Raw genomic sequence first — 13591 nt, 5'->3', positions numbered from 1 at the left:
CGCATCGGCCAAGGTGGCGCAAAAGGGGGGGGGCAATGGCGGCGCTTGCGGGGTTCTTGTGGCGGTTCATCGACCGGCTGGTCGCGACCAATCTCTCGCTGACCGCCGCGGGGGTGGCGTTTTACGCGATGCTGGCGGTGTTCCCCGGGATCACGGCGACCATCGGCATCTGGAGCGCCTTCGCCGACCCCGGCGTGATCCAATCCTATCTGCGGGTGGCCGATGATTTCATCCCGCCCGAGGCCTTCGAGATCCTCAACAGCCAGATCATGGCGCTTCTGGTGGTGCCGCGCGAGGCGCTGGGCTGGAAGACGCTGGTCTCGATCGGGGTTGCGCTGTTCTCGACGCGGGCGGGGGTGGGCGCGCTGATCACGGCGCTCAACGTCATCCACGGCACGCGGCCGCGCAACACGGTCTGGAGCTATGTCTTCGGGTTTCTGATGACGCTGGCGCTTGTCGCGGTGATGCTCGCGGCGCTGGCGACGATTGTCGTCGTGCCGATCGCGATCAACTTCCTGCCGTTCCATTGGCTGACGGATTGGCTCTCGTCGGGGCTGCCCTGGGGGGCGATGCTGCTCTTGATGTTCACCGCGCTCGGCATCCTCTACCGCTACGGGCCGAACACGGCGGGCAAGCGCGATCCGATCCTGACCTGGGGGGCGGTGCTGGCGACGCTGGTCTGGGCGGCGGCCTCGCTCGGGCTGACCTTTTACCTTGCGAATTTCGGCGCCTATAACAAGGTCTACGGCTCGATCGGGGCGGTGATCGCGCTGATGATGTGGCTCTATTTCTGCACGTTTTCGGTGCTTTTGGGGGCGGCGCTGAACGCCGAGCTCGCCTCCGGGACGGCGCCCCCGAAGGGGCGCCCCGTGGATCAGAAGAAGGCCTGAAGCCCGGTGATCGCGCGGCCGAGGATCAGCGCATGCACGTCATGGGTGCCCTCATAGGTGTTCACCGTCTCGAGGTTGACCATGTGGCGGATCACCTGGAACTCGCCCGAAATGCCGTTGCCGCCATGCATGTCGCGGGCGTTGCGCGCGATCTCGAGCGCCTTGCCGCAGTTGTTGCGCTTGATGATCGAGATCATCTCCGGCGCGGCATTCGCGTCATCCATCAGCCGGCCGACCTGCAGACAGGCCTGCAGCCCGAGCGAGATGTCGGTGAGCATATTGGCGAGCTTGAGCTGGAAGATCTGGGTCTGTGCCAGCGGTTTGTTGAACTGTTTGCGGTCGAGCCCGTATTGGCGCGCGGCATGGAAGCAGAACTCGCCCGCGCCCATCACGCCCCAGGCGATGCCGTAGCGCGCCCGGTTGAGGCAGCCGAACGGCCCCTTGAGCCCCTCGACATTCGGCAGCAGCGCGTCTTCGCCGACCTCGACCCCCTCCATCACGATCTCGCCGGTGATCGAGGCGCGCAGGCTGAGCTTGTTGGCGATCTTCGGCGCGGAGAGGCCTTTGAGACCCTTTTCCAGCACAAAACCGCGGATCTTGCCGCCATGGGCCTCGGATTTCGCCCAGACCACGAAGACATCCGCGATCGGCGCGTTCGAGATCCACATCTTGGTGCCATTGAGCACATAGCCGTTGGCGGTTTTCTTCGCCGTGGTCTTCAGGCTCGCCGGGTCCGAGCCCGCATCCGGCTCGGTCAGGCCGAAACAGCCGATCCACTCCCCCGAGGCGAGCTTGGGCAGATATTTGCGCCGCTGCTCCTCCGAGCCATAGGCGTAGATCGGATACATCACGAGGCTCGACTGCACCGACATCATCGAGCGATAGCCCGAATCGACCCGCTCAATCTCCCGCGCGACGAGGCCATAGGCCACATACGAGGCGCCGAGCCCGCCGTATTCCTCGGGCACGGTCACGCCAAGAAGCCCCATCTCGCCCATTTCGCGGAAGATCGCAGGGTCGGTTTCTTCCTTGGCAAAGGCCTCGATCACGCGCGGTTGCAGCTTTTCTTGCGCATAAGCGCGCGCCGCATCGCGCAGCATCCGCTCTTCTTCGGTCAGCTGCCCGTCGAGGCGGAAGGGGTCTTCCCAGTCGAAACGACCGAGATCAGGGGCATCTTTGGGTTTCAGGCTCATCGGATCCTCCGGTTCTTTGATGCTTTTTGCGCCTTTTTTAGCTGGCAATCCAACGCTATTCTGGCCTTAATCAATGCATAAAGCTCATAGATGACCCTCCCGCGCCGCTACTTGCCCTCGATCTCGCAACTCTCCGCCTTCGAGGCGGTCTGTCGGCTCGGCTCGACCGCGGCGGCGGCGCGTGAGCTCAACCTGACCCAAGGTGCGGTCAGTCGGCTTGTCCAGCATCTCGAGGGGCAGCTCGGCCAGACGCTGTTTCGGCGCGAGGGGCGGCGGCTCGTGCCGAGCGAGCCCGCGCTCGTCTATGCGCGCGAGGTGCGCAAGGGGCTCGAGCTGATCGCGCGGGCCTCGCTCGGGCTGCGGGCCAACCCGGGGGGCGGGGTGCTCAACCTCGCGATTCTGCCGACCTTCGGCACGCGCTGGCTCGCGCCACGGCTGGGCGATTTTCTGGCGAAGAACCCGGGCGTGACGCTCAATCTCGGCACCCGGATGCGGCCCTTCGATTTCGCGACCGAGAGCTTCGACGCCGCGATCCATTTCGGCACGCGGCCCTGGCCGGGGGCGGAGCATCTGCCGCTTTTCGAGGAGCGTTTGCTGCCGGTTTGCGCGCCGGGTTACGCGGCGGCGCACCCGATGCTGGGCCCGAATGATCTGCAAGAACAGGCTCTATTACAGCTTGAATCGCGCCCGAATGCCTGGGGGGCGTGGTTTGCGCAAAACGGTGTCGAGCGGCCGCGGATCCAGGGGATGATGTTCGATCAATTCGCGCCGATGATGCAGGCGGCGGTGCATGGCGTGGGCGTCGCGCTGTTGCCGGAGTTTCTGGCGCAGCCCGAGATCGAAGAGGGCCGGCTCGTGCGTGCGCCCGGTGGGCCGGTCTCGGGGATCGGCTCCTATTATCTCGTCTGGCCGAGCGAGGGGCCAAGCCCGCCCGCGCTCGAGGCCTTCAAGATCTGGATCGCGGGCGCGGCTCAATAATCCTTCTCGAAGTAGATCCCAAGCCCGCTTGTGCCGTCCGAGCCCACCGTGCCGCGCGCGGTCAGGTTGCGGGTCACGTCGAGGTTCAGGTTGATCTCCGTCGTGCCGCCGCTGCCGATCGCGACATCGGTATAGAGGTTTTGCGACAGATATTTGCCGACGCGCAGCGTGGTCGCCCCGGTCTCGTCGGCGCCAACGTCGAGATCGTCGAGGCCGAACCCTTGCCGCAGTTTCGAGACGATCCCGTCGCCGCCCTTGCCGGCGAGCGAGGCGACGGCGGAGGCGAGTTGGGCGGCCTGAAAGGCGGAAAGATTGCTGAGCCCGTGGTTGAAAAGCAGCCGGGCGAGCACCTCTTCCTCGGGCAGTTCGGGCGCGGAGGTGATGGTGAGCGCGGGCTCCGAGGCGGGCCCTTCGAGCGCGAGTGTGATCACATAATCCTCCTGCTCGGTCGTTGCCTTGAACATGATCCAGGGCACCAGCGCCCCTTGCAACGCCACCTGGCCCTCGCTCAGCGTGAACCGCTTGGCGAGAATGTCGAGCCGGCCGCGGATCAGGGAGAATTCGCCGATCGGCACGATGTTGGAGGTGGTGCCGCTCAGCCGCAGGCTGCCGCCGAGCTCGGCATCGAGGCCGCGCCCGCGCACGAAGATCTGGTTGGGCGCGTCAATGGTCACGTCGAGGCCGAGTCCGGCCGAGTTAGAGCCTGTTTTGGAGCTTTCCGTCTTGAGAATACCGGCGCGGACACGGGTCGCGCGCGCGGCGGTGGGCTCGTTGATGTGGCTGACCTCGGGGATCGCGGAGGTGCCGCCGACACTCGCGCTGGGGACGCGGATCTCGGTTTTGTCGAGGGTCAGCCGGCCGCTGAGCCGCGCGTTCGACGGCAGCGTTCCGGCAAGTTGCAGCGCGCCGGAGATGCGGGTGTCATAAAGCTCGGGGTCGCGCAGCCGGGCGCGATCGAGTGTGATCACAAGGTCGCTGCGCAGGGGCGCGGCGAGCGAGATAGGCCCGCTGAGGGTGAGCGCGCCGCCGCCTTCGATCCCGGCGCGGGCATCGAGAGTGAGCTGCCCGGAGGCCAGCGCGGCCTGCGCGTCGATATTCTCGAGCGCGAGGCCTAGCGCGGGGGCGACGAGGCGCGCGCCGCTGGTCGTGATCTTGCCGCTCAGCGCGTCGAGCCCCGGCGCGCCGGCCAGCCGCAGATCGAAGCTGAGCGGCCCCTGAACCGAGCGGGGGGCGATGAAGCTATTGGCGAGGGCGGCCTCGGCCTTGCCGGTCACCGTCAAATCCGCCCGCGCGAAGGTCTGATCGAGCGTGCCGGCGATTTTTGCGGAGCTATTGCCCGGCCCGGTCGCCGCCAGATCGAGCCGATATCGGCCATTTTCGTCGACCGCGATGCCGCTGAGCCGCAGCGGGCCGGGGAAGCCCGGTGCGAGAAGTGCCGCGTTCGCGAGCTCTGCGGCGAGGGTGAGATCCGTGCGCCCGGCGCCCGGTTTGCCAGCGCCCTTGATGGTGAGCTGCGGCGTTTTCAGATCGAGTGCCTGCAGGGAAATTCGTCCGTCGGAGCGCAGGGCCTTGGCGGAAAACTGGCTCTGTCCCGCCAGAATCCGGTCCAACGCATCGGTGCCGATGGCCAGACCCGCGCCGGTCCCGGTGAGTTCGATCTCCTGGCCGGCGGCGGTTTCGGCAAGGCTTGCCTTGGCCTCGAGCGCGCCGCGCAGACCGCCGCCCATCACCGAGAGATCGGCCAGTTTTGCCGTCGCGCTGAGCTGGTTTTCGCCGGTTTTCAACAGGCCGGCGGCTTCGGCCGTGAAAGTGGTGGCATTCGCGGTGATTTTGCGCAGGGCGAGGCCGTTTTCGTCGCGTCGGGCCGAGAGGGCCAGGCGCGAGACGCCTTTGAGGAGGTTGTCGAGGCGCGGCTCATTCAGGGCGAGATTGGTGCCGACGAGTTCGGCGGAGAGATCGAAGGCGCCGGTCAGCACGGTGGCCGAGCCGCGCACCGCGCCCTCGATCGCGCCGTCCAGCGGGCGCTTGGCGAGGCGCGAGAGGTTGCGCAGCGCGCTGTGCGCCACGGTGACCTCGCCGGTCGCGATCAGGCCCTTCGAAAGATCGGCAAGCTGCACGCGGCCATCGAGCACCATGTCGCGCGCCTCGAGATGGAGCAGCGGCAGGTTCAGAGGCCCGCCTTTTTGCCAAAACAGGGTCGATTTTGCCGTGATCCGAGGCCCGATCGCCTCGCTCAGCGCGGGGTCGGTCAGGGCGATGTTCTCCGCCGCGAGGCGCAGGGTGCCGCCCAGCGTCGGGCGCGTGCCGTCGGGCTGGCCGATCCGGCCGGAGCCGCTCAGAAGCACGCGGCCGACCGTGCCTTCCGCGCGGCGCAGCGCCGCGATATCCCCGTCGATCCGCCAGCCATCGCCGGTTTTCTGGTCGTAGCGCAGATGGAGATTGGCCGATCTCACCCAGGTTTTCGCGCCGTTGAGCGGCAGGAGGATGTCCCCCTCGCCCTCGGTGGCGATCTTGAGGCCGAGATCGGCGGTTTCCGGCAGGCCCGAGGGCAGCAGGCGCGCCGCGCCGGTGAGTTCGACTGCCGCGCCCGTGAAGGTGAGGTCCGAGAGGGCGAGCGCGCCGGTTGTGCTGCGCCGCGCGGTGACGCTCAGACGGGCGGCGGGGCCGAAGAAATCGCGGTATTCGGGCAGGAATAGAGCCGAAATATCGCCCTGCAGCTTGGCGTCGATCTGGCTTGCGAGCCCCTCTTTCGCGAGCGCCGCGCCTGAGGTTACGCTCACCTCGCCGCTGACCCGGCGGGTGCCGTCGGTGCTCAGCGCGATGCCGGCGGCGTAATTGCTGATCGGGCCCGCGCCGGAGACTGCGAGGGTCATCGCCGGTGCGCCGGGCAGCCCGAGCCGCGTCGCGAGAAAGCCGCCCGCCCCCTCATCGACGAGGAAATCGAGCGAGAGTTGCTGGCTGGTGTTGGCATAGCCGGCGGTGAGGGTGATCAGGCCCTTTTTCCCGTCGATGCGCTCAAGCCGCAGATTGGCGTTGCCGGCGCCGCCCGCGAGCGACATCGCGCCACTGAGCGAGACCGACATCGCCTCGCCGAGAACCGGTGCGCCCAGGGTGAGTTTGTCGGCGCGGATCTTGCCGATATCGACCGAGAGCGGCAGGTCGGGGAGGGCGAAGGGTTTGGCCTCGGGCGCGGGGGTCTGCGCGGCGCTGCCGGGCAGGCGCGGCAGGTCGATCTCGGCGGCGCTGAGCTCATCGATCTTGATGTGGCCGGCGAGAATTGCGGCTCTATTCCACGCCAAAGCGCCGTTTTTGATGGTGATCCAGGTGCCGTTTTCATCGGCGATGCTGAGCGTGTCGAAGGTTGCGCGCGACGAGAGCGCGCCGGCGAAGCCTTCGAGGCGGATGCTGCGGCCGGCGCCGGAGAGTTTGTCCTCGATCAACGCGGTGAGATAATCGCGGTCGCGGGCGGTTTCCTCGGCGGAGACGGCGGGTGCGGCGGGGGCGGGGGTGCTGTCCTGGGCGACGGCGGCGAGCGGCGCGAGGGCGAGCAGCAGCAGGGCGAGATATTTGCGCATCAGAAAGCCTGCCCGATTCCGAGGTAGATCTGGGCGCCGTCGCGGGTCGAGCCGCTGACGGGGCCGGCGATGTCGAGGCGGATCGGGCCGATGCCGGTCTTGTAGCGCAGGCCGATGCCCGCGCCGGAATGCCACTCGCCCGAGGTGTAATCCGATAGGCCGATGTAGCCCGCGTCGGCGAAGGCGACGAGGCCGATGGATTTGGTCACCCCGCTGCGCAGCTCGCCCGAGAAGCCGAGGAAACGCGCGCCGCCGCTGCGCAGGGTGCCGCCGTTCAGCACGTTGACGCCGAGCGATTCGAAGGGTTGGCCGCGCACGGTGCCGCCGCCGCCCGAGTAGAAGAGATAGTCGCGCGGCGTGTCCTCGAGGCTCGGGCCGAAGACGCCGCCGATCTGGGCGCGGCCGGCGAGGACGAAGCGCGCCTCGGCATCGAGCGCGCGATAGGCGCGGAAATCGCCCGAAAGGCGCGCGCCGGAGCCGGTGTCGCTCAGCCCGTAGAAGGGGGTGAGCTCGAGTTTGCCGTAATAGCCGCGGGTGGCGTCGGTGGCGCTGTCGCGGTTGTCCCAGGTGGCGGTCAGCGGCAGGGCGATCTGGCGGAAGAAGGTCTGGCCGCTCGCATCGGTCACCTTCGACCAGCCGTAGGCGACCCCGGCCGAGCCGGTCAGGCGCGGGTTGAAGATATGATCCAGGCCGAAACCGAGACGAAAACTGGTCTCGTCATAGTCATCCCCGCTGGTCTTCTCGAGCAGGGTTTCGAGATAGGCGGAGGTGTCGGGGGTGAAGGTCGCGGGGCGGTCGAGGCGCGCGCCGAGGCTGTAATCGGCCGCGCCATTGGTGCCGCCGATGCCGGTCACTTCGGCGTCGAAGCGCAGCCGTTCGCCGCCGCCCAGAAGGTTGCGGTGCAGCCAGTAGCCCGAGAGGTTCAGGCCCTCGGTTGTGGATAACTCGGCACCGAAGCCGAAGCGGCGGGGCTTTTCCTCGACCACGGCGAGGGTGGTGTCGAGGGTGTTGCCCGGGCCGATCGCCTCATCCTCGGTCAGGCTGACGGAGGAGAAGATGCCGGTGCGGCGCAGGCGGGTGCGGACCTCGTCGAGCCGCTCGGGGGAGTAGCGTTTGCCTGCGGGGAAGCCCGCGATCGCGGCGATCCGCTCGGGGCGCATCCGCTCATAGCCCTGCATCTGCATCTTGCCGAAGGTCAGAACCGGGCCCGGGTCGAGGGTGATGCGGGCGTCGAGGGTGGCGTCGCGGTGCTGCGCGGTGAGGCTTTGCGCGGCGACGCGGGCCTTGGCGTGGCCATCGTCGCGCCAGCCCTCGACGGCGGCGGTCGCGGCTTTCACGATCACGCCCGAGCTTGCGATCTGGCCCGCGCGATAGCCCTCGGGGAGCACGGTTTTGGCTGCAACAGGGTCGATTTCGGCGCGGGAGAAGTGGAACTGCGGGCCCGGGATCACGGTGATCGCGACGCTGTCGAGGCGGGTGGGGATATTGAGCGCGGCGATCTCGGCGGCTTCGCGGCCGTTCACCCGGATCGAGATGACCGGGCCGTAATAGCCCTCATCATAAAGCGCACCGATCAGGCGGGCGTAATCGGCGCGGGCTGCGGCGAAGATCTCCTGGATATCGGTGGTGCCCTGATCCTGGGCGGCCTGGGTCAGCGAGGCGGCCTTGAGGCGCGTTTGCAGCGCCGCGCCGGCGCCGGGGGCCTCGAAGCTGAACCCGTCAAAAGCCTGCGCCGACCCGGCCACCGCCAGAGCCACCGCCGCGCCCGCACAGATCGTCGCAAGTTTCCGCACACCCAACCCCTCTCGCATCCCGGGGCAGAGTCGCAGCATTGGCGGGGGAATTCCAGAGCGAAGCCGCCCTTTCGGCGCATTTCGGCCAAGCTGCGGGCTCAGCTGCGCAAAAGCGTGCCGAAGATGCGGTCCATGTGGCTCGAGAGGTAAAGCGCGAGCCATTGCGAGAAGCGGGCGGGGTGGCGTTTGACCTCGGCCGCGAGGTCATAGAGCCCGACCCAGCGGATATCCTCGACCTCCTCCGGGTCCGGCGCGATCGCCATGCCGGGGCGGGCATAGGCGAGGTAGATCTCGACGACCTCATGCTCGATCAACCCGCCGCCGACATCGGCGCGATATTCGAGCCGGTCGGCATGGGCGGGGTAGAGGCCGGTGATCCCGAGCTCTTCGCGCAGGCGGCGCACGGCACATTCCTCCGGGCGCTCGCCCCATTGCGGATGGGTGCAGCAGGTGTTCGACCACAGGCCCGCCGAATGATATTTGCCCGCCGCGCGGCGCTGGATCAGCACCTTCTCGCCGTCCATCACGAAGATCGACACCGCCTTGTGGCGGAGCCCCTTGCGGTGCACCTCCAGCTTGTCGACGGGGGTCAGCTCATCGCCGACCCAGGCGGGAATTTGTTCGGTCATGCTCCGGTCCGGAAATTGAGGACGCCGCCGTAGCATGAAGCACGGCGGCGTCAACGTCATGTGGTCACCTTGTCCCTGAGGCAGCTTGCCGCGCCCCCGGGGCCGATCAGGAGACCGGCGCGTCGGCCGGGCGCTGGGCCTCGGCGCGGCGGGCGAGTTCGGCGCGGTAGAGCTGCACGAAATCGACCATGTCGAGGTTGAAGGGCGGGAAGCCGCCGTCGCGGGTCACGTCCGAGACAATTCGCCGCACGAAGGGGAAGAGCTGGCGCGGGCATTCGATCAGCAGGAACGGGTGCATCTGGTCTTCCGGGATGCCCTCGATGTGGAAGATCCCGCCGTAATCGACCTCGAGCAGGTAAAGCGGCGCGTTGGTGGCCTTGTTGGTCGAGGTCACCTTGAACTTGGTGATCACCTCATACTGATTTTCCTGCGCGCGTTTGCGGGCGTCGAGGCTGACCTGCACCTGCATTTCGGGCTGCACATCGGCCGATTGCAGGCCCTTTTGTGCCACGACATTCTCAAACGACATGTCGCGGACGAATTGCGCGAGGATCTGCATCTTCATGAGCGGCTGCTGCGGGGCGCCGTTGGTTTCTTCGGTCATCTGTCTCTCTCCCGAATTGGTTTGAGAGAGGTGTAGCACCCGCGCGGGCGCGCCTCAATGCCGTGTCCAGCCGGAGTTCCCCCGCGGCGGCAGGTTTTGCGGCTCAAGCTCGATGAAATCGCCGTCGATTACGCCGGGGCCGGGGGGCGGGCTTTGCCGGGTCTCGAAGCCCGTGCCCATCGTGAAGCTCTGCACCTGCACGCGTTTGGCCACCGCGCGCATCACCGCCTCGCGCACCGGCGGGATCAGAAGAGCGAGCCCGCAGGCATCGGTGAAGAACCCCGGTGTGAGCAAGAGCGCGCCGGCGAAGAGGATCATCGCGCCATGGGCGAGCGGCGCGGTCGGGTCGCGCATCTCGGCCAGCGCGCGGCGCAGATCGTTCATCACCAGCGCGCCCTGGCTGCGCACCAAAGCGGTGCCCGCGATCGCCGTCGCGACAACGATCGCCAGCGTCGGCCAGAGCCCGATCAGCCCGCCGACCTGGATGAACAGCCCGATCTCGATCACCGGCACGGCGAGAAACGCCAGAAAGATCCACATTTTGCCTCTTCTCCTCAGGTTTTGCGCGCGCCGGGCGGCGGTGGACTTGAATCTGCCCTTGCCCTACATAGGTGGGGAGAGCACAGATACCAACACCGCGTCCGAGAGGCCCATGTCCAACGCCGTCATTCAGCTCATCGTCCTCGCGGCTATCGCGATCTTTCTGATCATCCGGCTCAAGAACGTGCTGGGCACGCGCGATGGCTATGAAGACCCGGTGGTGCCGATGGCGCGCCCCGAGCCCGCCGCGCGGCAAGGATTCGAGGTGATCGAGGGCGGGCCGGATGCCGATATCGCCGATCATGTGGCGCTCGATTCGCCCGCGGGCCAGGCGCTTGCCAAGATGAAGGCCGCCGAGCCGAGCTTCTCGGTCAACGCCTTCCTGCAAGGCGCGCGCGGCGCTTATGAGATGATCCTGATGGCCTTCGAGACCGGCGATCTGGAGAAGGTGCGCCCGTTCCTCGCGCCCGAGGTCTTCGCGGCCTTTGATGGCGTGGTGCAGGATCGGCTGGCCAAGGGGCTGAAAACCGAGGCGGAATTCGTCGGCCTGCGCGAGCTTGTGCTGCAAAACGCCGAGTTCGACCCGGCCTCGCGCGAGGGCGAGATCACCGTGCGCTTCGGCGGCGAGCTGATCTCGGTGGTGCGCGATGGGGCCGGCGCGGTGGTCGAGGGCGACCCGCGCAGCCCCCGCAAACAGCGCGATATCTGGACCTTCGCGCGCAAGATGGGCGCCTCCGACCCGAACTGGCAGCTCGTCGCGACGGGCGGCTGAGCGATGCGCCCGCTCGACTGGGCCGAGATCGAGGGTTGGGAGACCGAGGATCACGCCGCCGCTTGGGCGGCGTTTTCCGTGACGGCCGATCTCTTCGGCTGGGCGGGGCCCACCCCCGCGCCGGGCGCAGAAAAGGCTCTGTTCCAGCGGTTTTTCGCGCCTTTCGAGATCGTCCCGGCGGGCGCGGCGCATTACACGGGCTATTATGAGCCTGAGCTCGAGGCCGCGCGCGCGCCCGATGCGCGGTTTTGCGCCCCGCTCTATGGCCCGCCCGAGGGGGTGGAGCCGGGCGCGCTTTGGCACAGCCGGGCCGAGATCGTGGCGGGCGATCTGCTGCGCGGGCGCGAGATCGCCTATGTCGAAAGCGCGCTCGAGGCGTTTTTGGCGCAGGTGCAGGGCTCGGTGCGGCTGCGGCTGGTGGAGGGCGGGTGCCTGCGGCTCGGGTTCGCGGGCAAGAACGGCCATCCCTATCGCTCGATCGGGGCGGAGCTCATCCGCCGCGGCGTGGCGCCTGCGGGCGAGATGACGCCCGAGCGGATCCGCCTCTGGGCCGCCGAAAACCCCGGCGAGGTTGCGGGCCTGCTCGCTCATAACCCGTCTTTTGTCTATTTCCGCGTTCTCGATCTGCCCGCGGATCAGGGGCCGCTTGGCGCGATGGGCCGGCCGGTGACGCCGGGCCGCAGCCTCGCGGTCGACCCGGAGATCGTGCCGCTCGGCAGCCCGGTCTGGGTCGAGTGCCCCGGCGTGGCGCCCGGGCTGCGGATCGCGCAGGATATCGGCTCGGCGATCAAGGGGCCGGGGCGGGGGGATCTCTTCTTCGGCTCGGGGCCGGAGGCGGGGCGAAAGGCGGGGGCGGTGAACCACGCGGGTCGGATGATCGTGCTGCGGAGGGTCGCATGAGCCGGCGCCGCAAGCTCACCCCGGAGGAGCGCGAGCTCTGGTCCCGCGTCGCCTCGACGGCGAAGGCGTTCCACCCGAAACGCGCGCATTTGGCCGAAACAGAGCCTGTTTTGCCGGTTCAACCGCCGCCGAAAAAGCCGCGCCCCGAGGTCAAGGATTTCCAGATCGGCCAATCCGCGCCGGATTTCGCCTTTCGCCACGATCTCGCCCCCTCGATCTCGGAGCAGCTCGCCCGGCAGCCGGTGGTGATGGACCGCAAGGCGCATCGCAACATGACCCGCGGCAAGCTCGAGCCCGAGGCGAAGATCGACCTGCATGGCATGACGCTCGCGCAGGCGCACCCGGAGCTGATCTCGTTTCTCTTGCGCGCGCAGGATCGCGGCTGCCGGCTCGCGCTTGTGATCACAGGCAAGGGCAAGCGCGGCCTGGATGACGGGCCGATCCCGCAAAGACAGGGCGTCCTGCGCCATCAGGTGCCGCATTGGCTGCGCCTGCCGCCGCTCGGGGCGGTGGTGATGCAGGTCTCCGAGGCGCATCTCAAGCACGGCGGCTCGGGCGCCTATTACGTCTATCTGCGCAAGAAGGGCTAGTTCGCCAGCGCTTCGACCGGGGTCAGGATGATCTGCGTCGCGCTTTGCACCGAGAGGACGACGCCCGAGAAAAGATCCGAGCGGCCCGCCTGTTCGCCCTCGAGCACGGTCGCCACGCGGCGGATCTGCGAGAGCATCTTGATCAGCGCGGGGCTGTCGCCGACGTTGAAATGCCCGGCGTTGACGTCAAAGGCGCCGACATCGATCATCGTGACCTTGAGATCGGCGACCTGCTTGACATCGGTGAGGTTGCCAAGGCGGTTGGTATCGCCGCTGATCCGCGCCGAGAGGCCGAGCGCGCGATCCTTCTGCGAGGTGAAGATGAAGAAGGGCTGCGGCAGGCGGCCGACGGTATGAGCCTGGGCGCGGAAGACATCGACATCGATATCGGGGGAGATCAGCACAACCCCGGAAAGCGCCGAAAGAGTGTCTGTTTTGCGCGCGAGGGCGAGCTGGCGCAGGGTCTCCATGGTCAGTGCTGCGCCCATCGAATGACCGACGACGAGGATCTCGCGCGCACCCGCGGCCCGCAGCTCGCTCAGCAGCTCCGCCAGCCCATCGCGCGCGAAGAGAGCCGAATCCCGGTCATAGGCATAGCCCAGCACGCTGCCGCGCGAGGGCCAGGAATAATGCACGAGCGTCTCGGTCATCTCGAAATCGGCGCCAAGTTGTGCGAGCCGCAGGACGCCCTCGGGGAAATTGGTGTTGTAGCCATGCACGAAGACGATCGCCCTGCCGTGGCGGTGTGCCAGATCGCGGCGCAGATCGTCGCGGAAGGCGCGCGCGCTCGGGTAGTGGTCGCGCGCGGCGACGAGGAAATCGGTCTGCGGATCGGGGGCGCGGCCCGGCGCGGGGAAGGTGATGGTGCCGGGTTTGCGCGCGGGCGGCTGGGTGATGTCGTAGCGCAGCCGGGTCAGGGTCTCGCTGCGGTCGAAGGCCTGCGGGAGCGATTGATCGACCACCTCCGCGCGCGAGGTGCCGATGAAGATCGACCGGGCGGGCAGGCCGGTGTCGGGGGCATCGATGAGTTGCCCGCGCGGGGCGCAGGCGGCGAGCGTGATCAGGACGAGGGCGAGGACGATGCGCAAGGGGGGCTCCGGGTTCCGCGGGAGGATACCAGAGCCCCT

General features: G+C 67.8%; 12 protein-coding genes. 5 read left to right on the top strand and 7 right to left on the bottom strand.

Annotated elements, in window-relative coordinates; all coding sequences use genetic code 11:
* Positions 1-35: 35 nt before the first annotated feature.
* Positions 36-890 (top strand): YihY/virulence factor BrkB family protein, encoded by an 855-nt coding sequence (locus tag LPB142_RS00455; RefSeq protein ID WP_071165213.1) that lies wholly within the window; start codon positions 36-38, stop codon positions 888-890.
* Here LPB142_RS00455 and LPB142_RS00450 read toward each other — a convergent pair.
* Complete coding sequence (locus LPB142_RS00450) at positions 875-2083, bottom strand: acyl-CoA dehydrogenase (protein WP_071165212.1); 1209 nt, start codon at positions 2081-2083, stop codon at positions 875-877. The two genes, LPB142_RS00455 and LPB142_RS00450, sit on opposite strands and share 16 nt — an antisense overlap.
* Before the next feature lie 90 nt (positions 2084-2173).
* Here LPB142_RS00450 and LPB142_RS00445 point away from each other — a divergent pair, with 90 nt between their 5' ends.
* Complete coding sequence (locus LPB142_RS00445; protein ID WP_068765654.1) at positions 2174-3061, top strand: LysR family transcriptional regulator; 888 nt, start codon at positions 2174-2176, stop codon at positions 3059-3061.
* On the opposite strand, the gene LPB142_RS00440 is transcribed toward LPB142_RS00445, so the two are convergent.
* From LPB142_RS00440 to LPB142_RS00420, 5 genes are all read right to left on the bottom strand, one after another.
* Entirely contained in the window at positions 3055-6636 is a 3582-nt protein-coding gene (locus LPB142_RS00440) for a translocation/assembly module TamB domain-containing protein (RefSeq protein ID WP_071165211.1), read from the bottom strand. The genes LPB142_RS00445 and LPB142_RS00440 overlap by 7 nt on opposite strands.
* A complete protein-coding gene (locus LPB142_RS00435; RefSeq protein ID WP_232230934.1) occupies positions 6636-8429 on the bottom strand; it encodes an autotransporter assembly complex protein TamA in 1794 nt (597 codons plus the stop codon). The genes LPB142_RS00440 and LPB142_RS00435 overlap by 1 nt, the downstream gene beginning before the upstream one ends.
* 98 nt (positions 8430-8527) lie before the next feature.
* Entirely contained in the window at positions 8528-9058 is a 531-nt protein-coding gene (gene idi / locus LPB142_RS00430; protein WP_071165209.1) for an isopentenyl-diphosphate Delta-isomerase, read from the bottom strand.
* Positions 9059-9164: 106 nt separating this feature from the next.
* Positions 9165-9662, bottom strand: a complete 498-nt coding sequence (secB, locus tag LPB142_RS00425; protein WP_068765650.1) for a protein-export chaperone SecB — start codon at positions 9660-9662, stop codon at positions 9165-9167.
* A gap of 54 nt (positions 9663-9716) precedes the next feature.
* On the bottom strand, positions 9717-10202 hold the full coding sequence (locus LPB142_RS00420; protein ID WP_068765649.1) for an FxsA family protein: 486 nt from the start codon (positions 10200-10202) through the stop codon (positions 9717-9719).
* Positions 10203-10314: 112 nt separating this feature from the next.
* Here LPB142_RS00420 and LPB142_RS00415 point away from each other — a divergent pair, with 112 nt between their 5' ends.
* From LPB142_RS00415 to LPB142_RS00405, 3 genes are read left to right on the top strand one after another with little or no spacing between them, the layout of a single operon-like run.
* Positions 10315-10974 carry a Tim44/TimA family putative adaptor protein gene (locus LPB142_RS00415; RefSeq protein ID WP_068765648.1) on the top strand — a complete coding sequence of 220 codons (660 nt, stop codon included), beginning with the start codon at positions 10315-10317 and terminating at the stop codon, positions 10972-10974.
* A gap of 3 nt (positions 10975-10977) precedes the next feature.
* Positions 10978-11874: a murein transglycosylase A gene (gene mltA / locus LPB142_RS00410; protein WP_071165208.1), complete on the top strand. Its 897-nt coding sequence runs from the start codon at positions 10978-10980 to the stop codon at positions 11872-11874.
* Positions 11871-12464 carry a Smr/MutS family protein gene (locus tag LPB142_RS00405; protein ID WP_068765646.1) on the top strand — a complete coding sequence of 198 codons (594 nt, stop codon included), beginning with the start codon at positions 11871-11873 and terminating at the stop codon, positions 12462-12464. Before mltA ends, LPB142_RS00405 begins: the two co-directional genes overlap by 4 nt.
* Here LPB142_RS00405 and LPB142_RS00400 read toward each other — a convergent pair.
* Positions 12461-13552: an alpha/beta hydrolase gene (locus tag LPB142_RS00400; RefSeq protein ID WP_198037853.1), complete on the bottom strand. Its 1092-nt coding sequence runs from the start codon at positions 13550-13552 to the stop codon at positions 12461-12463. The genes LPB142_RS00405 and LPB142_RS00400 overlap by 4 nt on opposite strands.
* Positions 13553-13591: the final 39 nt, after the last annotated feature.

The sequence above is a fragment of the Rhodobacter xanthinilyticus genome, assembly GCF_001856665.1.
In the GTDB taxonomy this organism is placed as follows: Bacteria; Pseudomonadota; Alphaproteobacteria; order Rhodobacterales; family Rhodobacteraceae; genus Rhodobacter; species Rhodobacter xanthinilyticus.
The sequence above is the reverse complement of the archived record's forward strand: the minus strand, read 5'-3'. Positions and strand labels throughout refer to the sequence as shown.